General features: G+C 46.5%; 27 protein-coding genes and 1 tRNA gene. 1 reads left to right on the top strand and 27 read right to left on the bottom strand.

Going from position 1 to position 24,709, the window contains the following annotated elements:
- Positions 1 to 323 precede the first annotated feature (323 nt).
- From GKG41_RS19920 to glgB, 24 genes are all read right to left on the bottom strand, one after another.
- Positions 324 to 728, bottom strand: coding sequence for a hypothetical protein (locus GKG41_RS19920; RefSeq protein WP_154261586.1), 405 nt, complete (start codon positions 726 to 728; stop codon positions 324 to 326).
- 158 nt (positions 729 to 886) lie between these two features.
- On the bottom strand, positions 887 to 1,291 hold the full coding sequence (locus GKG41_RS19915) for a hypothetical protein (protein ID WP_154261585.1): 405 nt from the start codon (positions 1,289 to 1,291) through the stop codon (positions 887 to 889).
- Between the two features lie 390 nt (positions 1,292 to 1,681).
- A tRNA-Thr gene (locus GKG41_RS19910) sits at positions 1,682 to 1,754 on the bottom strand.
- Between the two features lie 44 nt (positions 1,755 to 1,798).
- Positions 1,799 to 2,194, bottom strand: coding sequence for a hypothetical protein (locus GKG41_RS19905; protein WP_173015663.1), 396 nt, complete (start codon positions 2,192 to 2,194; stop codon positions 1,799 to 1,801).
- Positions 2,195 to 2,196: 2 nt separating this feature from the next.
- Positions 2,197 to 2,727 (bottom strand): flavodoxin family protein BilS, encoded by a 531-nt coding sequence (gene bilS / locus GKG41_RS19900; protein WP_072849840.1) that lies wholly within the window; start codon positions 2,725 to 2,727, stop codon positions 2,197 to 2,199.
- Between the two features lie 197 nt (positions 2,728 to 2,924).
- Positions 2,925 to 4,571, bottom strand: coding sequence for a hypothetical protein (locus tag GKG41_RS19895; RefSeq protein WP_154261583.1), 1,647 nt, complete (start codon positions 4,569 to 4,571; stop codon positions 2,925 to 2,927).
- 147 nt (positions 4,572 to 4,718) lie between these two features.
- A complete protein-coding gene (locus GKG41_RS19890; protein ID WP_154261582.1) occupies positions 4,719 to 5,180 on the bottom strand; it encodes a cupin domain-containing protein in 462 nt (153 codons plus the stop codon).
- A 13-nt stretch (positions 5,181 to 5,193) separates the two neighbouring features.
- Positions 5,194 to 6,273, bottom strand: a complete 1,080-nt coding sequence (gene eutH, locus GKG41_RS19885; RefSeq protein ID WP_154261581.1) for an ethanolamine utilization protein EutH — start codon at positions 6,271 to 6,273, stop codon at positions 5,194 to 5,196.
- Between the two features lies 1 nt (position 6,274).
- Positions 6,275 to 6,571 (bottom strand): EutN/CcmL family microcompartment protein, encoded by a 297-nt coding sequence (locus tag GKG41_RS19880; RefSeq protein WP_154261580.1) that lies wholly within the window; start codon positions 6,569 to 6,571, stop codon positions 6,275 to 6,277.
- 4 nt (positions 6,572 to 6,575) lie between these two features.
- Positions 6,576 to 7,235 carry a hypothetical protein gene (locus GKG41_RS19875; RefSeq protein WP_154261579.1) on the bottom strand — a complete coding sequence of 220 codons (660 nt, stop codon included), beginning with the start codon at positions 7,233 to 7,235 and terminating at the stop codon, positions 6,576 to 6,578.
- Complete coding sequence (gene eutD / locus GKG41_RS19870) at positions 7,232 to 7,903, bottom strand: ethanolamine utilization phosphate acetyltransferase EutD (protein ID WP_072849852.1); 672 nt, start codon at positions 7,901 to 7,903, stop codon at positions 7,232 to 7,234. The genes GKG41_RS19875 and eutD overlap by 4 nt, the downstream gene beginning before the upstream one ends.
- A 71-nt stretch (positions 7,904 to 7,974) precedes the next feature.
- A complete protein-coding gene (locus GKG41_RS19865; RefSeq protein WP_154261578.1) occupies positions 7,975 to 8,568 on the bottom strand; it encodes a cobalamin adenosyltransferase in 594 nt (197 codons plus the stop codon).
- A gap of 3 nt (positions 8,569 to 8,571) precedes the next feature.
- The gene (gene eutM / locus GKG41_RS19860; protein WP_154261577.1) at positions 8,572 to 8,886 is read right to left on the bottom strand and encodes an ethanolamine utilization microcompartment protein EutM; all 315 of its coding nucleotides are present in this window, start codon (positions 8,884 to 8,886) and stop codon (positions 8,572 to 8,574) included.
- 107 nt (positions 8,887 to 8,993) lie between these two features.
- Complete coding sequence (locus tag GKG41_RS19855) at positions 8,994 to 10,469, bottom strand: acetaldehyde dehydrogenase (acetylating) (RefSeq protein ID WP_154261576.1); 1,476 nt, start codon at positions 10,467 to 10,469, stop codon at positions 8,994 to 8,996.
- A gap of 18 nt (positions 10,470 to 10,487) precedes the next feature.
- Positions 10,488 to 11,144, bottom strand: a complete 657-nt coding sequence (gene eutL, locus GKG41_RS19850; RefSeq protein ID WP_154261575.1) for an ethanolamine utilization microcompartment protein EutL — start codon at positions 11,142 to 11,144, stop codon at positions 10,488 to 10,490.
- Between the two features lie 18 nt (positions 11,145 to 11,162).
- A complete protein-coding gene (eutC, locus tag GKG41_RS19845) occupies positions 11,163 to 12,080 on the bottom strand; it encodes an ethanolamine ammonia-lyase subunit EutC (protein ID WP_154261574.1) in 918 nt (305 codons plus the stop codon).
- A gap of 14 nt (positions 12,081 to 12,094) precedes the next feature.
- The gene (locus GKG41_RS19840; protein ID WP_154261573.1) at positions 12,095 to 13,459 is read right to left on the bottom strand and encodes an ethanolamine ammonia-lyase subunit EutB; all 1,365 of its coding nucleotides are present in this window, start codon (positions 13,457 to 13,459) and stop codon (positions 12,095 to 12,097) included.
- A 26-nt stretch (positions 13,460 to 13,485) separates the two neighbouring features.
- Complete coding sequence (eutA, locus tag GKG41_RS19835) at positions 13,486 to 14,919, bottom strand: ethanolamine ammonia-lyase reactivating factor EutA (protein WP_226904421.1); 1,434 nt, start codon at positions 14,917 to 14,919, stop codon at positions 13,486 to 13,488.
- A complete protein-coding gene (eutP, locus tag GKG41_RS19830; RefSeq protein ID WP_154261571.1) occupies positions 14,888 to 15,358 on the bottom strand; it encodes a EutP/PduV family microcompartment system protein in 471 nt (156 codons plus the stop codon). The genes eutA and eutP overlap by 32 nt, the downstream gene beginning before the upstream one ends.
- A gap of 2 nt (positions 15,359 to 15,360) precedes the next feature.
- Complete coding sequence (locus tag GKG41_RS19825; protein WP_072849869.1) at positions 15,361 to 15,711, bottom strand: BMC domain-containing protein; 351 nt, start codon at positions 15,709 to 15,711, stop codon at positions 15,361 to 15,363.
- A gap of 24 nt (positions 15,712 to 15,735) precedes the next feature.
- On the bottom strand, positions 15,736 to 16,866 hold the full coding sequence (locus GKG41_RS19820) for a 1-propanol dehydrogenase PduQ (protein WP_154261570.1): 1,131 nt from the start codon (positions 16,864 to 16,866) through the stop codon (positions 15,736 to 15,738).
- A gap of 153 nt (positions 16,867 to 17,019) precedes the next feature.
- The gene (locus GKG41_RS19815) at positions 17,020 to 17,616 is read right to left on the bottom strand and encodes a GerMN domain-containing protein (RefSeq protein ID WP_173015662.1); all 597 of its coding nucleotides are present in this window, start codon (positions 17,614 to 17,616) and stop codon (positions 17,020 to 17,022) included.
- Between the two features lie 20 nt (positions 17,617 to 17,636).
- A complete protein-coding gene (locus GKG41_RS19810) occupies positions 17,637 to 18,485 on the bottom strand; it encodes a mechanosensitive ion channel domain-containing protein (RefSeq protein WP_154261568.1) in 849 nt (282 codons plus the stop codon).
- A 17-nt stretch (positions 18,486 to 18,502) separates the two neighbouring features.
- Positions 18,503 to 20,797 (bottom strand): 1,4-alpha-glucan branching protein GlgB, encoded by a 2,295-nt coding sequence (gene glgB, locus GKG41_RS19805; RefSeq protein ID WP_154261567.1) that lies wholly within the window; start codon positions 20,795 to 20,797, stop codon positions 18,503 to 18,505.
- A gap of 271 nt (positions 20,798 to 21,068) precedes the next feature.
- On the opposite strand from glgB, the gene GKG41_RS19800 reads away from it, so the two are divergent.
- Complete coding sequence (locus GKG41_RS19800; protein WP_154261566.1) at positions 21,069 to 21,497, top strand: Hsp20/alpha crystallin family protein; 429 nt, start codon at positions 21,069 to 21,071, stop codon at positions 21,495 to 21,497.
- A gap of 89 nt (positions 21,498 to 21,586) precedes the next feature.
- On the opposite strand, the gene smpB is transcribed toward GKG41_RS19800, so the two are convergent.
- From smpB to secG, 3 genes are all read right to left on the bottom strand, one after another.
- Positions 21,587 to 22,057 (bottom strand): SsrA-binding protein SmpB, encoded by a 471-nt coding sequence (smpB, locus tag GKG41_RS19795; protein WP_154261565.1) that lies wholly within the window; start codon positions 22,055 to 22,057, stop codon positions 21,587 to 21,589.
- Complete coding sequence (gene rnr / locus GKG41_RS19790) at positions 22,020 to 24,326, bottom strand: ribonuclease R (protein WP_347563278.1); 2,307 nt, start codon at positions 24,324 to 24,326, stop codon at positions 22,020 to 22,022. Before rnr ends, smpB begins: the two co-directional genes overlap by 38 nt.
- Positions 24,327 to 24,402: 76 nt before the next feature.
- On the bottom strand, positions 24,403 to 24,639 hold the full coding sequence (gene secG / locus GKG41_RS19785; RefSeq protein WP_226904416.1) for a preprotein translocase subunit SecG: 237 nt from the start codon (positions 24,637 to 24,639) through the stop codon (positions 24,403 to 24,405).
- Between the last annotated feature and the right edge of the window lie 70 nt (positions 24,640 to 24,709).

The following is a 24,709-nucleotide window of genomic DNA, read 5'->3' as shown; positions in this document are numbered from 1 at the left end:
ATAATTTTCAGGGGCAGGCGTGATTCGTATGAATCACGCCTGCCCCTGTGTAGGGCTATCTATTTCCCGACAGCCCCTTTTAATTGAAAGTAACGTTATACTCGGCATCTTAAAACACACAAAAGCCTAATATACTTATATAAAAAGGCGGAATTATATATGTCATATAATGAGAAACAAAAAAACTCCTGCCCACTCTTCCGGCACTGCAATCCTTCCAATGTCATCCAATATTCGTATTTTCCTTTCGCCAGTAGGCTCACCTTCTTTCTCTATATAGAAAAAGAGCCACTATAGTGTGACTCTGTTCTTAGCCATCATTTCTACATTAAATCTAAAAATTCTTTCTTTTTCTTTTCAAATTCTTCTTCTGTTATTAAATTAATATCTTTCATTCTTTTCAGTTCCATCATTTTTTCAGTTACACTATTGCCAGAATTATTTTTAGTGATATTTATATTTTCATTTTCTCCGCTAATTGGTTTCTTTGTACACCATACAATTAACGCTATCACTCCTACTAACAGCATAACTAGCCCTGCAGCTATACATATTTTGTAACTTAGAATATGTCCAGCCCATATACCAGCTGTATCAAAATTCCCAAATTCTACAGCTATATTATACTGACCTTTGCCTTTATCTAATTGTACAAACCCATAAATTGATACCACAGTTCCAATGCCTGCTGCGAAAGCCCCTATAACCTTTAAATTTGTGTCTTTCATTTAGTCTCCCTCTCTATATACTATTCTTCTATGATACAGTAAAACGCCCTATATTTCTACGAAGCGCCTCAAATAATTTGTTTATGTGGAAGCATAAAGACTAACTAATGCATATTCTAGCCTATTAATAAGCATAGTAAAGGCACCCTAAAGGATGCTTAGTAAATACTACCTCCTCTCTTTTTATCCCATATACAACAAACTGCATAAATAATCGCCTGAAATAATTCCAGAAGAATAAAATATTGTATGTGCATTTTAAATAACATTTTAAGAATTAACCCGATTGCAAAGAAACCACAGTTAAACGACAAAGCCATGCTTATTGCAAGATTGACATTATCCTTACCGCAAAACGAAAATAGTATGGTTACAATATATAGTATACATGCTGGTGTTATTGATATAGAGCACCCAAATACCAGTAATTTTATAATATCCATTCTTTCAAATAACCCAATGTCAAATGCGGCTATGGTTAATATACCAGGTGCAACTATTCCTATGCTTATCAATACTGCTGCACTTAGATTTTTCGTTATATACTTAAAGATTACTTCCATATTTCTCCACCCCCATGGTATATTCTATCAATACCACAAGATAATTGCAATAAAATACGTACTATTTCAGAGATGTAAAAGTACCCTGTATCTCTACTGATCGCTCATGAGAGGGGATAGTGAATGTTTAACCAGACTATTTACCTATAAGTGTACTTCTTTCATATCTTTGGATTATACGGCAGCGTTTTCCATATAAGCCGCCGCCCGTAGATACAATAATCAGGATACACACAGTCGCTCTCTGGTAGTATCATAAAAAGTGTATTATCCGACGCAAAATTACCACGTTAGACTAATGTTAGTCAAATAAAAAAATCGCCCTTTTCAGGGCGGTAATTTTTACTCTTAAACATACAAAAACCCGCATACCTGCGGGCCTTTCGCAAAAGCTGGAAAAGGGACTTGAACCCTCGACCCCTTCATTACGAGTGAAGTGCTCTACCGACTGAGCTATTCCAGCTTGTGTCAAACACAATTGATATTGTATCACATTTTGGAAAAATTTCAACTCTTTTTTTGAAATTCTGCATGACATTTTGGACAGGTGACGCAGATTTTCCCTTTTCCCTTCGGCACTCTTATTTTCTGCTGGCAGGATGGGCAGGTATAAATATGAAAATCCTTTCGCTGGGACATCATATATTTCTCTTTTTTAAACTTTCCGGTAACCTTTCCTTTCAATTCCAGATACTTCTGATTCTCACTGTATCTGGCACTGTAATTTCTGGAAAACATCCTGAAATAACACACTCCCAGTAAAAACAGCCCCGGCAGCAGCAGGATATTTTTTCTGACAAAGAGATCCAAAATTAAAAAAGCCATAACAACAATCAGAATAAACCGGTTCAGTTGATCCGTACCATATCTTCCTGACATAAAATTCCTCAATTTTTCTTTCATAATCAGCAGTTAGCTCCTTCCCCAGACAGCTTCTCAAATACTGAATTCACAAAGACAGCCGCCTTTTCCATGTCATCCCTGTCCGGATGAAGCATTGCCTCATCAAAATTTCGCAGCAGGGCCTCTACCTTAGCGTCATTTTCTCCATTCTTCATAGATTCATAACGCTCCCTTATCTGTATCGGCATCTTTCCCTGGCACATAAAAGCCCCCAGATACTCATTGTCATCTCCGATAAAAGCTTTCACATTCTCCTCAATGCGCTGAAAGTACTTTTCATTTCCGCCAAATCCACAGGTTCCGAAAAGTGCGATTTTCTTATTATGAAGTTCCCCTAAATAATCCAGGATCTCAAAGCTTGCAGTCCCCTTATCAGTCCAATACCCTATAAAATATACGTCTCCCATATCATAATTCTTCTGTCCTTCCAGCCGCTGAATATCTTTATCCGGATCAGGGATAGCTGCATAGATAGCCTTTGCCAGCTTTTCTGTATTACCAGTTTTGCTTTTGTACAGTACCTGCACTTTCATAGAATCCTTCCTCTCCTGTTAATCCTTCTGATACATACCTGTATCATAGCACACAATGAGAGAAAGAGATATTTTTAAACTCTAAAAAATTGTAAATTGTCTATAAAATATAGTAAAATCCAGAAGGAACCGCTTCCTAGTGTCTATCAGTTCTCTGCCTAGTGACGCGGTTCCCCTTTTATTCTTATATATACGTCTTACTCTTCAGAAACAGGCGTCTCTTCCGGAGCATCGGCAGGTGTCAGTTCCATATATATCTCTGACTGAGAGTATTCCGGTGTCTCCGGACTTACTTTTAGAACACCAGTTGCCTCTATTCTGCTGCCATCCTCGTAATCCTCTCCTGTAAGCTGAATCTCTTTAATTTCCGCCACGACAGTATCGCCTGATCTAAAGCCTGCCATCTGATCCAGTACTAAAAATTGCGCTGTATACTGCTGTCCGGAATCCGACCAGGTAACCTCTTTTACAGTTCCGGCTAATGTAGATTCCTGTTCCAGTTCATACTCTGTATAACCTGGGATGCGCTTGCCATCCTTTCCCACATAGGTTTCTTCAATCCACTGGCTGACGGCCATAGAACCGTCTTCCGTAAGATAGTAATCTCCAACCCACCGGGATGTCTGAAGAGCCCCTGAGGCGTGCAGATAATACCAGGTATTATCTACCAGTATCCAGCCCGTAAGCATAACCCCGTTTTGATCCATATAATATCTGGTATTTCCCACATCTGTCCAGCCTACTGCCATAGCTCCGCTTCCCTGGAGATAATACCAGGTGTTCCCCTGCTTCAGCCAGCCCGTCTGCATCGCTCCGCTTCCGTCTGTATAATACCAGGTTCCTCCGTCTTTGATCCATCCGGTCTTCATGGCCCCGCTTCCCGGAGCGAAATAATACCAGCTTCCGCCTGCTTTGGCCCAGCCTTCGGCCATGGCTCCGCTTCCCTGGAGGTAATACCAGGTATTCCCCTGCTTCAGCCAGCCCGTCTTCATGGCTCCGCTTCCGTCTGTATAATACCAGGTCTCCCCGTCTTTTAGCCACCCGGTCTTCATGGCTCCGCTTCCCGGGGTCAGATAATACCAGGTTCCTCCAACTTTTGCCCAGCCTTCAGCCATGGCTCCGCTTCCTTTGAGATAATACCAGGTGTTCCCCTGCTTCAGCCAGCCCGTCTGCATCGCTCCGCTTCCGTTGGCATAATACCAGGTTGATCCGTCCATAAACCAGCCGGTTTTCATACTGCCGCTGCCCGGAGTCAGATAATACCAGGCTCCTCCAACCTTTTCCCATCCCTCGGCCATAGCACCGTTTCCTTTGAGGTAATACCAGGTAGTACCCTGCTTCAGCCAGCCTGTCTGCATGATACCGTTGCTGTTGGAGAAGTACCAGGCAGAGCCGTCTTTAAACCAGCCGGTCTGGAGAACGCCTTTCGAATTCAGGTAATACCAGTTATTGCTTCGTCTCAGCCATCCTCTTAGACGGACTCCGGACGCATCGCAGTAATACCAGCCTCCAGTGGTCAGCACCCAGCCGGTTCTCATATATCCGTTCTTGTCAAACACATACCATTCGCCATTTATGTACTCCCAGGAATTCACAGGCCAGGAACCGTCACTTTTCTTAAACCACCACCCCTTGGAATCCTTTACCCAGGTTCCTTTTGTCTCTGCTGCCCTGGTTTCACTGAGGGCTGCGGGTACAGGCAGATCACCGGCTTCCTGACTGCTGCCGGCATCTTTTTCCACAGCTTCCTTTGTAGTATCTCCAAACACCTGAGCAGGTACGGTACTCATTATCATAGCCGCTGTAAGCGACAGGGCTGCCAGTTTTATTCTTCTATTTTTCATTATTTATCTCCTCACTCCTATGTTTCATCACAGAATTAACAGATTTATTATAACATTTTTTCTTAGAATATCCATGGATTTATGAAAAGATCACTAAAAATTCACACACTGTACCAGAAGTACCCGGTATCCAGCGTGTGAATTCTATTAATTTCCTCCCATCCAGTCGGCGGGATAGGTTACATATAAGAATCTGGCCTTGTCAGCCACGGAAAACTGAATCCTGCTGCCCTTGGGTATCAGAATCATCTCTCCGGGCCCTGCCGTGACAGACGCATTGCCCTTGTTAATCCTAAGACTGCCCTCTATTACATAATCAATCTCGTCATAATTCAGTGTCCAGTCAAAAGTAGTCTCTTTCATCTCCATGATTCCGCAGCCCAGCCGCCTGCTCTCTTCCAGAGAAAGCACATCATGGGTATATACCTGGTGTCCCGGGCTTCCTGTATCCAGTTTATCCCCGGGTGTAACCTGTACTGAGGGCAGAGCCACTTTAATCACTCCGTCTGCGTATTCTTTACAGCTGTCTCCTTCCGGCGTCAGGCCGGACAGCTTTTCTGTCAGGATTCTCTGTACTATTTTTTCTATTTCTGATGCAGTAAATTCCATTGTATGCCTCCTATTACTCAGTCATTCTTCTGGAGATGAATACCGCCAGAATAACAGCTGTGATTCCTCCAACTAGTTTTCCCACAATCATGGGGAAAATCATAGCCTGATGGAATCCCGCGGTAAATCCCAGGTGATCCCCAAATACGAACGCAGCCGATACGGCAAAAGCTACATTAATAATTTTACCTCTCTTGTCCATGTCCTTCATCATACCAAACATGGGGATACTGTTTGCCAGACTGGCAACCATGCCTGCCGCCGCCACATCGTTCATACCGAGCACTTTTCCCAGCTTCATCAGTGGTGTTCTGAATACCTTAGTAATCACATAGACCAGGGGAAACGCCCCTGCCAAAACAATAGCGATATCAGCGACTACGGTAAATCCTTCGCTGATCGGATTCATTCCGGGAATGAGGGTAATGCCTGTCAGCTGTTCTACAATACCTGCGCCCAGTCCAAGGGTAATCACTGCCACAACAAATTTGCCAAAATACGTAAATCCCTTTACCATGGCATCCGGAAATTTCCATAGCCCCAGAGCAATGAGCAGGGCAAAGAGAATAATCGGGATTAAATTGCGGATTACCATCATAACGGAATACCCTGCAACCAGACCTCCCACAAAGGATCCTATGGGAATGGTGATAACTCCTGCCAGAACTCCGGTAGCCAGATACTTCCTGTCAGATTCCTCTATAATACCCAGAGCCACCGGGATCGTAAACACGATTGTGGGGCCCAGCATGGCACCTACAATGAGTCCTCCGAAATCACCGGCATTGGGATCTATCGCCAGAGCCTGTGCAAGGGGAGCTCCGCCCATATCATTGGCCAGTATCGAACCGGCAAACATAGCAGGATCCGCCCCCAGAAAGCCAAAGAGCGGTACAATCACAGGCTTCAGCAGATTTGCTATCACCGGAGCCAGGGCTATGATTCCCACCATAGAAACGGCCAGGGCTCCAATGGCCATAATTCCTTCTTCGAACTTTTCCCCAAGCCCAAAGCGGTTGCCGATAATACGGTCAATTGCCCCAAGAGCCGCGAAAAACACCATAATATAGATAATAATCTCGTTAATGCTCATTTCATGTTCCTCCATCTTCCTTGCTGTCGGATTCCTGCAGCTCCAGGGAATCTATAATGCCTATAATCGCTGCATCTACAGGAATTCTGGAATCTCCCACCGCCTGCCGGGCGGAGTTGCCTTTGCTCACCAGAACCAGATCCCCGATTCCTGCCCCCGTAATATCCGCAGCCACCAGCAGAGAGTCTTTCTTCTGCTGCCGGTTTTTCATAATATTAACTACCAGCAGCTTCTGGCCGCTGATTCCTTCATCCTTTTTCGTGGCCCATACATTTCCTATGACTTTTCCAATTTCCAAAAGCTCACCTCTTTGCAGCTCTTCTCACATACAGGTTGTGATTCGCTATATAGTCTCTGGCTAAAGGTGTGAAAATTGCTTCTCCCCTCACTAGAATTGAGGCGGCACCTCTGGCAGGTGCTTTCATAAGATCGGATTCCCGTATCAGATGAAGCCCTGTGAGATCCAGGCTCTCTCCCTCCGGCTGAAGCTTATGAGGCAGATCGTCTGCTGCAATCTCCGAGATGCTTTCAACAACAGTAACCCCGTATTTAACCAGCTTGTCTTCGTACTCCTGATACTGGAGATAAAGATTTTTATAAGCAGTATCCCTGTATCTGTGATATTCAATTCCTTCCCGCCAGGCAAAGACCTTTTTCCCCCGGAGCAGTGCGGATAGTACACATTTTGCCTGGGGGGAATAGGGGAGACCCAGCGCAGTCTGGACCAGCAAAAGATCCGGGAGCTCCATCAGAAAAATCACATCATACCTGGAGCACTCTACCGCTTCCTTAATGGAATCCCCGAAAAAATGCAGCAGATATTGCGTTTCGAGATAGTTTTTTATCTCCGGTCCGGGCGTTCCCAGGATAAGCGCCTCCGGTCTCTTAAAGGACCCAGACTCTTTCAGCCTTTTTTCCACTTCTCTTACCACCTGCTCCACCAGTTCCTGCTGCCCTGTCATCCGCCGTTCCTCTCTTTGCCTACAATACGGCAGAAGGTGCCCTTCTGAAAACCGCAGGCATTCGCTTCATCATAGTCAATATGGACATCCGTTTGAAAATCCGGGCTGACACGGGCAATGGTGTCTTCAAATATGAGAGGTCTGCTGCCGAACACCTTGATTTTTAAAGCATCCCCATCTCTGACCCCGAACTTTTCGGCATCCTCAGGAGTAATGTGCATATGGCGTTTTGCCACTATGACACCTTTGTCTTTAATCACCTGCCGGTCTTTATAAGAGAATACTGCCCCAGGTGTGCCTTCAATGTCACCGCTCAGCCTGACCGGTGCCTTTATTCCCAGAGCCAGACAATCCGTCATAGAAACCTCTGCCTGGGTCTCCTTTCGTTCCGGCCCCAGGATTACCACATTGTGCAGAGTCCCCTTAGGTCCTCCAAGAGATACTCTCTCCTGGCAGACATATTGTCCGGGCTGAGATAAGTCCCGGACTCTTGTAAGCTGATATCCGGTTCCGAACAGGGCATCGATATCTGCCCTGCACAGGTGGACATGGCGTCCGGAAGCTTCTACCTCAACCATACAGCTTTCCTGTATCTCTTTCACCACTGCATCTACTATGCGGTCGGCTAATCTTTTTTTCTCCTCATCCCGGAGTACTGTACCGTACATTGTCCATCCCTCCATCCTTGGATCTGTCTTTATCAGATATATTATCAATTTCAGTGTACTGCCAAATGATACTAGTATTTGCCGGCGAGATATTTAAACATCATAATCCAGAACAGGGAGGAAAGCCGGTTCAGCACCCGGATAATGTCGTCCCGGGTCACTCCCCCGGATTCTGTCTTAAATGCCTTGTATGCCGCAAGTTCTGTTTCCCTGGTCATGGTCCTCAGTCGGTTCAGGCAGGCAACGATCTCACCGTGCTCACAGGTTGGCAGAAAGTGTCTCATTCCATAATACCGGCTGGGGTGATGGGAATGTTCTCTTAGTTCATCCATGGTCAGCCCCTGGATTTTCTCTGTTTTCACAGCTTCTCCGCTGACTTCACAGCGAAGCAGGCCGCGGATCACCCGGATAATCTCCTCCAGGTCCTGTACCAGAAGATTCTTTTTTTCTTTTGCGGCAGTCAACTGCACAAGAATAATCTCCGACTCCAGAGAATCGATGGCTCCCCGGAATATGATACGGGGATGGTCCTTGTAGACCATCTCATCCCCTCTCAGAGTGGTCATGTGCTCCGGCTTTTTTTTCTTTCCTGTATCCCCTCCCAGAATCTCTGAGAGGGTTTCCGATACAATTTGTTCCAGCTTTTCTGTCGTGATTTCCGCCATTTTTTATGCCTCAGAGGTATAGGATGTGCTGCTTTTCTCCAGCTGGTGAGGCAGAATCACATCCACCTCTGTGTGAGGTCTCGGTATTACGTGAACAGATACAAGCTCTCCTACACGCTCTGCTGCTGCTGCACCGGCGTCTGTTGCCGCTTTGACAGCTCCAACGTCTCCTCTGACCATAACCGTTACCAGACCTGCGCCAATGCTTTCTTTGCCCACTAATGCCACGTTGGCGGCCTTTACCATAGCATCAGCAGCCTCAATTGCGCCTACCAGACCTTTTGTTTCTATCATGCCTAATGCATTTGTATTTGCCATTTTACAATCCCTCCATCTCTTTCGATACAAGATTAGTATTCTACAATTTTCTGTTTTCTATTTATAAATTACGATTTGGATGTCTCCTGCCTTGGAATCTCCAGTTTTTATCCAATCTCCCTCATGATTCTCTCAACAATTGACTGGACGAAAGCAGCATCTGTCCCAAGAGCACAGGCGCCTGACGGTTCCGGCACACTGCCTGCCGCTCTTCTAATCTCCTCCAGTTCTTTGGTCCCAAACCCAACTCTTTTGATATTTATCACATCCAGTGGACCGATGTTGTTGGAGGTTGAACTTCCTCCCACTGCTCCGCAGCCCAGGGTCAGTGCCGGGAACAGACCCGTCGTCGCGCCAATGCCGCCCAGGGCGCCCGGTGTATTTACCAGAATTCTGGAGGCCGGCACTGCAAGGGCAAACCTTTTGATCAGGGACTCATCTTCTGCATGAATGGAAAAGGTATGTCCTGCACCCTCCATATGAAGTATTTCTATAGAACGTCGAAGAACATTTTCCGTATTTTCTTCTACATAAAAGCCCAGTATGGGCGCCAGTTTTTCTCTGGAGTAAGGTGCCCCTTCTCCTACACTGGTTTCTCTTCCCACCAGCACTCTGGTCCCGGATGGAATATTGGAAAGCCCCGCATATTCAGCAATCTGGGCCACACTTTTTCCTACAATCATAGGATTCATGGTCCCGTTAGCTCTCAATATAAACTGGCCCAGTTCTTTGGTATCCTCCTCGTTCAAAAGAAAGGCGCCCTGCCTCTTCAGTTCCTCCGCAACGGGCTGCTCCATGCATTTCTCGACAATAATGGACTGTTCAGAAGCACAGATAGTCCCATTATCAAATGTCTTGGAATCCAGGATACGTTTTACGGCCATATGCACATCTGCGCTTTTATCGATAAAGGCAGGGCCGTTTCCGGCGCCTACCCCGATGGCCGGGGTTCCTGAGGAGTAGGCAGATTTTACCATTGCTCCCCCTCCGGTAGCCAGGATTAGGGATGTATTCTCATGCTTCATCAATTCCTGTGTAGCGGGCATGGTTGGGATGCTGATAGATGAGATAGCCCCTCTCGGACAGCCTGCACGAACGGCTGCCTCTGCAATAACCTCAACGGTTCTGAGAATACATTTCTTTGCCCCCGGATGTGGAGAGAAGACAATGGCATTGCCCCCTTTTAAGGCAATCATTGCCTTGTAGATCACCGTAGATGTGGGGTTTGTGGAGGGTACGATACCTGCTATAACCCCTACCGGCACTCCGATATCCCATACCTGACGCTCTCTGTCTTCATGCAGAATTCCAATTGTCTTCTGTTTCTTCACTGCCTCGTAGACTACCTGAGAGGCGAAGAGATTTTTAATCACCTTATCCTGCCATCTTCCGAATCCGGTTTCCTCATTGGCCAGCTTAGCCAGCTCTGTGGCATGTGCAGTTCCCGCTTCGCTGATTGCCTTTACAATCCTGTCTATCTGATTCTGATCCATCTCTGCCAGCTTTTCGGAAGCCGCTTTTGCCTCTTTCAGCAGGTTCCTGACTTCCTGAACGGACAGCAGATCTTTATCTTTTAAGTCCATAGATAATCTCCTTTTCTCTTATTCAAATTGGCTGGGAGAGTCTGCCACCGCTTTTACCGCCTGGGCAAAAGCTGCGCAGGCTGATTTGCAGGCTGACTGGGTTCCCGTAAGCAGTCCGCCCCCGAAGTTTGTCTCAGAAGGCGGTCCATAAAAGGAAACCATCCTTACGTCGGCAGCCTTTAACGCTGCGTCCAGTCCATAGATTGCCTCGAGAGGAGGGGCTATCAGATATGCCAGGGCCTGCCCTTCCCGAATCCCTGTAGACTTGGAGAGATACGAGCCAGTTCTGGAAACAGTATGGGCATAATAGACAATAGAATCATCCTCATTGGCGCTGACAAAGCAGCTGCCGTTCTCCATAAAATTTCTGATTGACTCTAAGCCGCTGCGCACCTCCGCAGGACTGGGACCACCAATTATACCGATTACCTCCCCGGCTAATTTGGTGGATGCATTGGCAGATCCTGCGTACATGGACTTTGCATATACCACGTCCACATCTGCATCCTTTGTAGCTTCATCCAGAGCGGTATAGAGAACATCATCGGTATCTGCTGTTACAATTCCGAGACTTTTATGCCTCTGCCCCAGTGAAAGTGCTCTTACCAGATCATCGCTCACATTGGAAATCACCCGGACACCAAGAATGTGAGCCCGTAATTCATCATTTCTCATGGCTTGCTTTCCTTTCTGTTATTTCAGATCAATACCGGAAGCCTTCTGCTCCAGCATTTTCATAATAATACCTGAGGCATGCGCCCCTGCTTCCACTGCCGTGGTACCGCCTTTGTGAATATTGCTGATAACGGTTCTCTTAGCTTCTGCCAGCCCATGACGGGGATGGTAGGCAATATAGGCAGACATAGACTCTGCCGTAACAAGGCCCGGACGCTCACCAACCAGCATACAGATAACTTCTGCTCCTGTAATCTCCCCGATGTCATCCATAGCTCCGACTCTGGCATATTTGATAAATAGGATAGGCCCCGTGCTTATCCCTTTCGCTTTCAGCCCCTGGGATATGGCAGGAATCATCTCAGCAGCATTCGCCTCTACCGCAGAGGATGAAAGGCCGTCCCCCACCACAATAATTACCTTAGGGTGATCTTTGTAGGCAGCTTTTATAATCTCTCTTTCCTTATCCGCGAACCTTCTTCCCAAATCGGGGCGGGTCAGATATTCATCCTTATCTTTACATTTTGTTTTTACGAATACAAATTGATGTTTTTTGATAAATTCTTCTGAAACATCAGAGAATACCGCATCCTGAGCAGCCGCATGATCTGCCCGCACACGGAGCATAGTCGCTGTTTTATACCTTGCTCCTGCTCTTCCGATTCCCAGTCTGGCGGGAGTCTTGGCTTTCATGGCCAGATATCCCTCCCTGTCCTTCGGTTTTTTAACCAGCAGTTGTTTTCTCAAATCTATCTGGGTAATATCCGGCAGCATCTGTCCCCCATCGGTGCTTTCCGGCGCTTTCTCAAGTCTGTTATTCTGTCCGCCGGATGCTGCATAGCTGCTTTTACTGTCAGAGGAGGTCTGAAGAGATTTCCCCTTCAGCATATCTTCTACCATTTGTTCTACTAAAGCTCTTACATCTGTATCCTGCATTCACCTTTCCTCCTTTAAAATAATGTGGAGGCATCCCCGGCACGTCCCGTCAGATGACCTCTCTCATCCACATACCCCATACGAAGCAGCCATTCATGGAAAGGCCTGATTGCTGTCAAACCAAAGATTTCCCGAAGAGAAGCTGTCTCCTGGAAACCTGTCGTCTGATAATTCAGCATAACATCATCTCCGTGAGGTATTCCCATGAAATAGTTACATCCTGCTGCTGTCAGTAAGACCGACAGATCCTCGATGGTATTCTGGTCAGCTTTCATATGATTGGTATAGCAGGCATCACATCCCATGGAGATCCCGGTAAGTTTTCCCATAAAGTGATCTTCAAGGCCCGCACGGTTTACCTGTCGGCCGTCATACAGATATTCCGGTCCGATAAATCCTACCACCGTGTTCACCAAAAACGGCTGAAAGTGCTTGGCAAATCCATAGCACCTGGCTTCCATGGTCACCTGATCCGCGCCGTGGTGGGCTTCTGATGAGAGTTCAGAACCCTGACCTGTTTCGAAATACATTACGTTAGGGCCTGTGGCTGTCCCCCTGCTCAGTGCCATCTGGCGCGCCTCTTCTATAGTTGCCGCATTGAAACCAAAAGCAGTATTGCCCAGTTCAGACCCGGCGATGGACTGGAAGATCAGGTCTGTGGGAGCACCCATTTTAATGGCCTCCATCTGTGTGGTTACATGAGCCAGAACACAGGTCTGGGTAGGGATCTCGTACTTTCTCTTGATTTCCTCGAAGCGTTTTAGGATACGCGTCACACTTTCCGCCGAATCATCTACTGGATTCAGACCCAGCAGCGCATCCCCAGCCCCATAGGTCAGCCCTTCCAAAAGAGATGCCATAATGCCGTCCGGATCGTCTGTGGGGTGGTTTGGCTGCAGTCTGGAGGAGAGTGTCCCCGCTTCCCCGATGGTAGTATTGCAGTGGGCCGTGATACGAATCTTTTTAGCCCCATAGATCAAATCCATGTTAGACATGAGCTTTGCCACCGCAGCCACCATCTCAGATGTGAGACCCCTGGATATTCTTTTAATATCTTCTCCGGTATGAGCTTCATCCAGGATCCATTCCCGCAGTTCGGACACTGTCATTCTCTTAATTTCATTGTAGATAGATTCGTTTACATCATCCTGTATGATTCTTGTGACTTCATCCGTCTCATAGGGAACTACAGGGTGATTCCGCAGATCCTCCAGTGTAATTTCAGACAATACAATCTTGGCGGCCACTCTTTCTTCCGCTGTTTCCGCCGCAATCCCTGCAAGCTTATCCCCTGATTTCTCTTCATTTGCCTTTGCCAGCACTTCCTTCAGGGACGAAAATGCATATACATGCCCAAAAAGTTTTGTTTTTAAAATCATGGCTTTCCTCCATTTTCCATTGTTTTCTATGAATGAAATACCAGGGTCTTTACCACCACAGGGAGAACACTTCCCTGGGCAATAGGCCTCCCGATATCAATATAATCTCCTTCCTGGAGCCTTACACCGTCCAGACAGACAACGTCTTTCCCGTACCCCAGGAGAGCGTACATAGACTGCCCCAGTACCTTTGCCATATCTCTCTCCACAATGACAATAACCGGCAGTCCCCGCTCCATCAGGGCTTTCATGCCTAAAAGCAGCTCGCCGGCATAGGTCTGTACTTCCGCAAAAGTAGGGTTCTCTGCCCCCGTCAAAGCTACCGCAACCGGCTGCAGGCTGTCCTCTACCTCAAACCATTCAATCTTCTTTCTCAGACTTTCAGCCAGGTTTTCCTGCTCCTCCCTTGGGCTTATCTTCAGCACCGGAAGGTTTTTTACGGGAAAAGTATCTTTTGTGTAAGTAATTGTGCTTCCGCTGATTTCTGTAGTATGGCTTCCGGCGCCTACCACTGTAGCCCGAATTCTTTCTCTGCTTTCTATCACCTTCATCTTCCTGCAAAGCTCAGACCGTGCAATGGCTTCCCCCAGAAGTATTCCGATGTCCCCATAGCAGAACTTGTCTTCAAACTTACGGGATTGATAAACCGCCTCCGCCACACCCCCGGAAAAGCTGATATAAGGAATTGGTTCTTTGAATTCTATTCCCCTGTGTGTGACCAGAAGCTGATAATATTCCCCCTGGGGCTTAAGCCCCACACTCGCCTCCAGAGCAGAAACCATAATAGCAATCACAGGCGCCACATTTGCCTCTGTAGCGGTATCACCTACCGCCAGAGGCAGATGTTCCCTTTGAATAATCTCCTGCAGCTTTGGGGCAATATAGGTGATTCTGTGAGTGTCTGCATCTGCCTTTATCAGGCGCCCCCCAATATCCAGACATCCGGTATCACAGGTATCTCCCCTCTGAAATACCGCAAGATTACTGGTGCCACCACCGATATCTATGTTAACTACCGTGGTATGGTGTTCCTTGGAATAGTCATCTGCCCCTGCCCCTTTTCCTGAGATAACACTCTCCAGATCCGGTCCGGCAGTAGCCACCACAAAATCCCCGGCAAAATCCCCAAGGGCATTAACCACCTCTCTGGCATTCTCTTTTCTGGCTGTCTCGCCGGTGATAATCACGGCTCCGGTATCAATTTGCTCTTTTCGGATACCTGCCTTTTTGTATTCATCGTCCACAATATCTCTGATTTTTTCAAAATCAATGCGGTTCTGAGATTCTCCCAGAAGTGGCGTAAAATATATTTCACTTTTATAAATGATCTGTTTGTCTGCAATTACCATACGGGGAACGGTATAGCTGCTGGCCATGTTTTCCACAATTAATTTTGAAAAAATCAATTGTGTTGTACTCGTTCCCAGATCAATTCCTACACTGAGCAGCTCTTCCTTCACTGACTTTCCCCTCTTTCTCCAGATAATCAAATAATTCCGGGATTCCCACCCCTGCGGGTGTGTCTACCGTAAATATAGGCCAGGCGCCCCCTGCCTGCAGCTCTCCTTTGGCTTTTTGGATCTGATCCTGGGTTGCTTCCCTGCACTTTGTAATAATCCCAATCACCTTTTTTCCGAATATACTGGCAAAACCAGGGGGAATTGCCTGATAAGAGGAAGTGGGGTCCGCCACAAGGGCAATTATCCGTGCATCAATGGCCGACATAATCAATGCATTGTAAAAATGCCGGTTTTCCAGATATTCCCCTGGGGTGTCAATGGCATCTCCGTAGCGTTCAACTGCCTGTGTCTTTTTATAATTCAGCTCCTGTTCGTGGAGCTTTTGGCACAGTGTCGTTTTCCCGCACCCTGTCTTTCCCATAAAAATTACCTTTTTCATAGCTAAGACCTCGTAACAGGAGCCGGTGCGAATCCCAAATCCTGTTCCAGCGTCCTTAAAATATCCTTAATAGCTGCCTCAACAGAACTGATATCCCCGGTAAATACCAAAGCCCCGCTGAATCTGTCAATGAATCCAAGGGTGATATCCGATGCCTTAGTAGCTATGTCAGCTGCAATAATTGATCCCTCGCTGGGAGTGATTGTCAGGATTCCGATGGCATCCTGCCTTCCAGGTTCCAACCCCAGCTTCACATAGATATCCCTGTCCGGTCCTGCAATCACATGTGCCAAAGTCACCTGTTTGCCGGGTACAAATTCCTGAATTATCCGTTGTTTTTCCTGCTGCTCCATTCCATCACCGCCCTGTCTCTCTCATTACCAGGCCTGTCTGAGAATTTTTATTACATCTGCCCGGGTAACCGGCCTGGGATTTGTTGCCGTACAGCCGTCTGCCAGCACTCCCGCCGCAATTGTTTCTTCTTCCTTCTGGTAGTCCGCCTGTGCTATTTTACAGTCATGAAATCCCTGGGGCATCTTCAGCGCTTTTTCCAGTTTTCTGATATGACTGATAAGATTCCTGACACCCGTGCGTACATTCACGCCTCCAATTCCCAGCAGCTCAGCAAGTCTTGCATATTTCCTTGCCGCCAGGCAGTACTCCTTCTGCTGATAATCCTTCAGATCGGCATTGTATTCTACTATATGGGGAAGCAGAATCCCGTTTGCCCTGCCATGAGGGACCTTGAATCTTCCCCCGATGTTATGGGCAATTCCATGATTCACCCCCAGAGAGGTCTGGTCAAATGCCATTCCTGCCATACAGGAGGCATAGTGCATCTGTTCTCTGGCCTCCGTATCCTCTTTGCTTTCAAAAGAACGGAGAAGATACTGAAAGACCGTAAGGACAGCCTTCTCTGCGAACGCATCTGTAAAAAAATTGGCTTTCTGGGACACATAAGCCTCCAGGGCGTGGGTAAGTACATCAATGCCTGTGTCAGCCACAATCCCCGGGGGAACGCTTTTTACCAAATCACTGTCTAAAATTGCCACATCCGGCAAAAGCTCCGGTGCCACCAATGGATACTTTCTTCCCTTTTCCCTGTCTGTAATCACTGCAAATGAAGTAACCTCCGATCCCGTTCCGCTTGTAGTAGGAACGGCAATGAAGTCCATATCCGGCAGATCCCCAATCTTTCTGGAGAACTGCATAATTGCTTTTGCCTCATCTATGGCTGAACCGCCGCCCAAGGCAATGAGCAGATCCGGGCGGAAGGCAATGACTTCATTAACTCCCTGCACTACCAGCTCCATAGGCGGATCCGGAACCACATTGCTGAAGATACTGACTTCCTTTCCTGTCAGCCGTTCCGTAATCCTGTCTGCCATCTTTGACTCCACCATAAAAGGGTCTGTAACAATGAATATTTTCTGTGCTTTCAGGGTATCTAGATAAGAAAGAGGTGCCTGGCCGAAATGTACTGTTGTTTTCAATCCGAATTCCGTCATATCTCTGTCCTCACATTCTTCTTTTCCTTGCTTTAGTTTCTGTGAGTTTACGGAAATTTATGCAGAATCTGCAAGAAAAAAGAAGAAGGATCCGTGCTTAGGCATCAGATCCTTCTTCTTTTTTAATCATATTCTGTTTTTATCCTGTTTTCCTTATTCATAACGGCTTAAGAACCCGCTGTACTCACTGTGCCCGGTACTGAAGGCTTCTCCGTCCACCAAAATCTCTATAGAGGAAGCCCCGTAGGTATCCAGAAATGTGTTAACCAGAGATCCCATAGTCATATCCTCCCCGGCCGTGCCCATAGACTGTACATACTCTCCGAACCCTGAGGACAGATCCAGACGGAGGGCAGGCTCTCCTTCATTGTCAACCTCTTCAAAATTCTGTACCACCACACTATCCGGCAGGGTTCCGTCACCCACCATCTGACCGATAATCATACCAGGAGATACCTCCTCAAAATCCATTTCCTGCTTGTTATAACCATCTGCATTCTCATTGGGTGAGTAGATAATAGCTTTTCCGTTTTCCGCAGGAATGGAGGATGTCTCCTTCTCTTCCTTAGGTGCCTCCTCTTTGTTCTCTTCCTTCTCTGTCTTTTGGGTATCCTGTCCGTCTTCCTGGGAAGTATTGCTTTCTGCTTCTTGTTCTGTGGTCTTGACCTCGTCTCCTGTACCGCAGCCGGCGATTCCCCCTGTACCCAGACAGAACGCCAAAAGAATTGCCGATAGTTTTTTTGCTTTCATAGAATGCATCTCCTCTCCTGTCACTGTTCCATGTGGCTGACTCTCACATCCAGTTTGTTGTATGGTATTTCGATATCTTCCTCGTCAAATGCAAGTTTTACCTTTTCGTTAAGCCTCCACTTGGTGTTCCAGTACTCTTCCGTCTTCACCCAGGCCCGAAAGCCAATAATCACAGAGCTTTCCCCCAATTCATCCACAAAAACAATCATCTCCTGATCTGACATAATACAGGGGTCCTCGTGAAGCAGACGCTCCAGAATCCCTTTTGCCTTTTTCAGATCCGACTGGTAGGAAATTCCGATTTTAAATTCCAGCTTTCTCTTCTCCTGGGCCGTAACATTGACCACACTCGCCTCTGTAAGAGTCCCATTGGGGATGACAATCCGCTTGTTGTCTACAGTAGAGAGTGTCGTATAAAACATCTCTATCTTGGTAACCGTTCCCTCCTGTTTACTGGTATTTTCAATGATATAGTCTCCCACCTGAAATGGCTTCAGTGCCAGAATAATCACACCGCCGGCAAAGTTTGAGAGCCCTCCCTGCAGGGCAAGGCCAACCGCCACACCTCCGGATGCCAGCAAAGCCGCCACAGAGGATTCCTTAATTCCAAACCGCACTGCTATGGTAACAATAAGCAGAAAATAAAGTCCTGCCCTGGCAATAGAATTCACAAACTGCACGACTCCCAGGTCAATGCCCGCCTTCTCCATAGAGGCTCTCAGCACCTTGCACAGCTTTTTGATTATCTTAGAACAGATAAAGTATACCAGCAGCGCCAGAACTACTTTTATGGCAAAGTTAATCACCGTAGGAAGCATAGCCTCAAAATACGTAATCATCTTGTGTACTTCCACTGTTTCAGTATCCATGCAACATCTCCTGTTTTCTATAACATTTTATCCGCCAGCTCTTTTTTCAGATTTCTCCCGGCTGCAGTCTTTCTCTTTTTCCTGGCAGTTTTGTTATCTACTACCTTATCCACTTCCTTCCTGTATGCAAAAATCTGGAAGCTAAGAGGCGGCACCTTAATCACAATGGAGTTCTTCCGTTCGTCGCACTCCGCTTTTTTAGACATTTTCACCCTGGGATTTACCACCCCCGAACCGCCAAATTCCTTTCTGTCACTGTTAAAAACCTCCTTGTACTTCCCTGCATAGGGAACACCAACCTGGTATCCATCATACTCTACATCTGAAAAATTGCATACAAGCAGCAGAGTATCCGCATTTCTTCTGGTCTTTCTCAGAAAGGTGAGCATATTTTTCTCATACTCCAGCTGGTTGATCCACTCAAACCCATCCGTATCAAAGTCCAGGTAATACAATGCGGGATATTCCTTATACAAATGCCACAGGGCCTTCACATAGTTTTGCATCTGTCTGTGGGGTTCCTCTTCCAACAGTTCCCAGTCAAGTCCCCTCTCCTCTGACCATTCCCGTTCCTGGGCAAATTCCTGTCCCATAAACAGAAGCTTTTTGCCGGGATGTGCCAGCATAAAGCCATAAGCTGCCCTGAGATTGGCAAACTTTTTCTCTTTCTCCCCAGGCATCTTATTCAGGAGAGAGCATTTGCCGTGCACGACTTCATCGTGGGACAGACTGAGCAGAAACTTTTCGCTGTATGCATAAATCATACTAAACGTAAGTTCATCGTGGTGCCCTCCCCGAAAGAGAGGATCGTAGCACATATACCGGATAAAGTCATTCATCCATCCCATATTCCATTTGTAGTCAAATCCCAGTCCGTCCTCCTCCAGGCTGCCGGTAATCCGGGGCCAGGCAGTGGACTCCTCCGCAATCAGCAGAACATCTCTGTGCTTTTTCTTAAATACAGAGTTCAGATGCCTAAGAAATTCGATGGCTTCTAGGTTCTCATTCCCCCCGTAGATATTGGCCACCCATTCTCCGTCCTGCTTTCCGTAGTCCAGATAAAGCATAGAGGCCACCGCATCCATGCGGATCCCGTCCACATGATATTTCTCTGCCCAGAATAGGGCATTGGCAATCAGAAAGTTTGTTACCTGCGGACGGCCGTAATTGTAAATCAGGGTCCCCCAGTGGGGATGCATTCCCTGTCTTGGATCCAGATGTTCATACAGGCAGGTTCCGTCAAAATTAGAAAGTCCAAAGGTATCCTTGGGAAAATGCGCAGGTACCCAATCAAGGATTACCCCTATCCCCTGCCTGTGTAGATAGTCTACGAAGTACATAAAATCTTCACAGGTACCGTATCTGCTGGTAGGGGCATAATATCCCGTCACCTGATACCCCCAGGAGGCATCCAGGGGGTGCTCCATCACGGGCATCAGTTCCACATGGGTATATCCCATATCCTTTACATATGCCGCAAGCTCCTCTGCCGTCTCTCTGTAATTACAGAAAGTATCCCCGGCCTCCGGCCTCTTCCAGGAACCAAGGTGCATTTCATAAATGACCATAGGTTTTTTCTCGTCATTGACCTGCTTTCGCTTTTTCATCCATTCCTTATCTTCCCACTGATAGCTCTCCAGATCTGCTACGATGGAAGCTGTGTCCGGGCGCAGCTGGGCCTGGTTTGCATAGGGATCCGCTTTCAGATAAGTAAGGCCGCCTTTTGCCTTGATCTCATACTTATAAAGAGCCCCGCATTCAATTTCAGGAACAAAAAGCTCATAGATCCCGGAGACATCCAGCCGGTTCATGGGATATACCCTTCCGTCCCACCGGTTAAAATCTCCCACAACACTGACTCTCATGGCGTTGGGTGCCCACACCGCAAAGTACGTTCCCTCTACCCCGTTCAGGGTCATTCGGTGAGCTCCCAGCTTTTTGTAGATGTCGTAACAGATTCCTGCATTAAACTTTTGCTCCTCCTCCGGAGTAATCTGCGTGGGAAATGCATACGGGTCATAAACCTCCAAGGTCTCTTCCTTATTCTCCACAACCAGACGATACAGAGGAATATTCTTTCCGGGTATCAGCACGGCAAAGTATCCCCCTTCATCCTCCATCACCATTTCATACCTCTTGCTATCCTTTATTACATGCACGCTGACTTTTTCTGCCTGCGGATAAAAGCACTGAATCAATATCCCTTCTTCTGTAACCCGGGGACCTAAAAGATTGCGGGGGGTACTCTCCTCAGAGTAAACCACAGCTTCAATCTTTGGCCAATCCATCATCTGATATAGCTTGTCTTCCATTGTCATGCCTCCTGTCCTCGTTTTAAAAAGGTATTCTTTTGTTCATTTTATCATTTTTATAATAGAAAGTAAATAAATGTACAGTATAAGTCTAAAACCTAAGAATTCTGAACAAATTATAAATATTATAAAACAAGCATAAAATTAGCACTCACCTATTGACAGTGCTAATAATATGTGTTATAAAACATATAGAACAAATAAAACAGCAACTGTTATGAAGGCAGACAATTGCCAGGATAACATAAAGAGGAATAAGGAGGAATGACCTATGTTATTTAGAAGACCTTTTGATTTATTTGATGAAATGTTCAGTGACCCATTTTTCACTACACCTTTTGAAACCGCTGGCCGTTCATCTCTGATGAAGACAGATATCCAGGAAAAAGACGGCAGCTATGTGATTGACATGGAACTTCCGGGATATACCAAGGAAGATATCCAGGCAGAACTGAAGGACGGTTATCTGACAATCTCTGCAAACCATACAGAGAACAAAGACGAGAAAGATAATAAAGGGAAATATCTTCGCAGAGAACGCTTCCAGGGAACCTGCAAGAGAACCTTCTATGTGGGCGAGGATATCAGACAGGAAGATATCAAAGCCGCGTTCCAAAACGGCGTTCTTCGTCTGGCAGTTCCCAAACAGACACCTCAGGTTTTGGATAAGGAACAGCCCAAATTAATTGAGATACAGTAATTTACAAACTCTTTCGATATTGTTTTCCTATACTTCTCTATTCCAGGGCAGCTGCGGCTGCCCTGTTTTTCATTACATAAGAACTCTGCTTAAAATAAGTTTTTTACTTTAAAGTCTCTCTCGGCCTCCCGCCTCTGATCCTTCTTTGCAATATCCTGTCTCTTATCGTAAAGTTTTTTCCCTTTTGCAATCCCTATCTCTACCTTTACAAGACTCCCTTTAAAATAAACCTTCAGGGGCACCAGAGTATATCCCTGCTCTGCGATCTTAGCTGCAATTTTCCTGATTTCATAATCATGAAGCAGAAGCTTTCTCACGCGCAGAGGATCTTTATTAAAGATATTACCTTTTTCGTAAGGACTGATATGCATCCCGTAGATATACACTTCTCCCTGTTCAATCCTAAGAAAAGACTCCTTTATACTGCATTTACCCATGCGCAGGGACTTCACCTCCGTGCCAGCCAGGGCAATCCCTGCCTCATAGCTGTCCTCAATAAAATAATCATGATAGGCTTTTTTATTATTTGCAATCAGACGGCTGCCCGATTCCTTGCTCATTCTCCTCATCCTCCTTTCCTTCCTTTGCCAGTACAAAATCTATGGTCTTGGTTATCATATCAGCATCCTCTACCCGTACGGTCACTTTCTGGCCAAGTCCATAGGTCTTTTTCGTCACCTCTCCCACAATCCGGTAGTGCTCCTTGTCAAATACATAGTAATCATCTCTGAGTGTGTTTACATGAACCAGGCCTTCCACTGTGTTGGGCAGTTCCACATAGATTCCCCACTCCGTAACCCCGGAGATAATTCCCTGGAACACACAGCCGATCCGGGATGACATATATTCTGCTTTCTTCAGCTTATCTGTCTCCCGCTCAACCTCCTCTGCCCTGCGCTCCATGGCGCTGGACTGGACAGATACGTCTTCCAGGATGTCCTGATAATGGCGGATTTTCTCTTCGTTCATTCTGCCCCGGAGTGTTTCCTTAATGATTCTGTGAATCTGCAAATCCGGATACCTGCGGATAGGCGAGGTAAAATGACAGTAATATCTGGCCGCAAGCCCAAAGTGCCCGGTACACTCCGGCGTATATTTCGCCTGCTTCATAGAGCGGAGAAGCAGCCGGGAAAAGAGAGGCTCCTCCGGTGTTCCTTCTATTCTCTTTAATATTTTCTGAATCTCCTTAGGATGAATCTTCTGCTTGGACTTTACAGCCGGAATGCCAAAGTTATGAATCATCTGAAGAACTGCTTCCATCTTTTCCTCATCCGGTTCTTCATGTACCCGGTACACGAAGGGTATCTCTGCACGGCAGAATTCCTCTGCAACTGTCTCGTTGGCGATCAGCATAAAATCTTCAATAATCTTTGTAGCCACATTATGCTCATACGGATAGATCTCCACCGGTCTGCCCTGACTGTTCAAAAGGATCTTGCTTTCGGGGAAATCAAAGTCAATCGCTCCCCGTTTTTCCCTTCTCTTTCTCAGAAGATCGGATACCTCCTTCATCAGGAAAAACAGCGGAACTAACTCTTCATATTCTCCGGCTGCAGATCCATCCTCCTGATCCAGAATCTTTTTCACATTCGTGTAAGTCATTCTCCTGCTTACCCGGATCACTGTCTCCGCAATCTGATGGGAAACTACTTGTCCGGTTTCGTCGATATCCATCAGACAGCTCAAAGCCAGCCGATCCTCTCCCTGATTCAGGGAACAGATACCATTTGACAGACGGGGCGGCAGCATTGGAATTACGCGATCTACCAGATATACGCTTGTCCCTCTTTTCAGCGCCTCTCTGTCCAGAGCGCTGTTATACTGCACATAATTGCTGACATCCGCTATATGGACCCCCAGATGATAGATATCCCCCTCCTTGGTAAGGGATACGCCGTCGTCCAGATCTTTGGCGTCTTCTCCGTCAATTGTCACTATCGTCCACTCTCTCAGATCCATCCTGCTGTCAAAATCTCCCGGAATCAGATACTCCTTCACCTTTGCCGCCTGATTGTTTACTTTTTCCGGAAATTCCATAGGCAGATCATACCCTTTGGCGATAGAAAGGACATCCACTCCAGCCTCATTAAAGTGACCCAGTATCTCCACAACCTTGCCTTCCGGGCTCTTATTCTTTGTCCCGTAATCCGTAATTACCGCTACCACCTTGTCCCCTGTCACAGCGCCTTTCGAGCACTCCATGGGTACAAATATATCCCTGGAAAACTTTGCATTATCCGCTATCACAAACCCAAAATGACTGTTTCTCTGATATGTCCCAACCACCTGGACTGTGCCGTGTTCCAGTATCTTAACAATACTGCCTTCCCGTCTTCTTCCGTGAGATTCCGGTCCCGGGGAAAGAAGCACTCTCACGCGGTCCATATGCACCGCATTCTCTACCTGGGATTCCGGAATAAAGATATCCTCTGTATCCCCGGAAACCTCTACAAATCCAAATCCCTTGGGATGGCCGATAAAGATGCCCTCAGCATACTCCCTTTCCGGTTCCCCTTTCTTCGTTTCCTTCCGCACAGGGCAGACTGCATCTGCTTCTCTCCTGCCGTCCATTCTCTTTCCGGTTGTCCCATCCGCTGCCCTGTTTGAATCCGGCTTTTTGCCGGACCTTTTCTGATATCTACCCCGTTTAGTAATCTCAAGGATGCCTTCCTCTACCATCAAATCCAAAACCTCATGGAGTTCCTTCCTTTTCCCTTTCGGCAGCTCCAGTAAAATAGCCAGCTCCTTTGCCCTCATAGGCTCGTATTCCTTACAGCTTATTATATCATAGAGCATTTTCCTTCTTTTCTTTAATAATTTAGTATTCACTTCTTCTCCTATCTATCTTTCCCCTGAGGCTTCAAAAGAAAAAAACACTCTTGTTCCTTCACAAGAGTGTCATCTGTTAAAACTTCAGGTTTAATACTAATGCCAGTACAAAAAATAAAAATCCTGTAATCTTCGTAGCGCGAACCAGGTTTCCTTCCATAGATCTTCCTTTGTTCTTGCCCCAATACGTATCGGCCATACCTGCAATGCTGCCCAGACCCTGCTGCTTTCCCTCCTGCATCAATACAAGAACAGTAATGGCTATACAATCAATAACGAAAATTATGGTCAGAACCATACGTAAAATATCCACGATTACACCTCCTAATTGTCAAACAAGATAATTTTACCATAGAGGTAAAAGTTTTTCAACTTGTTTTTCG

The sequence above is a fragment of the Lactonifactor sp. BIOML-A5 genome (genome assembly GCF_009677585.1).
GTDB lineage: Bacteria > Bacillota > Clostridia > Lachnospirales > Lachnospiraceae > Lactonifactor.
This window is presented reverse-complemented; position numbering and strand designations above follow the sequence as displayed.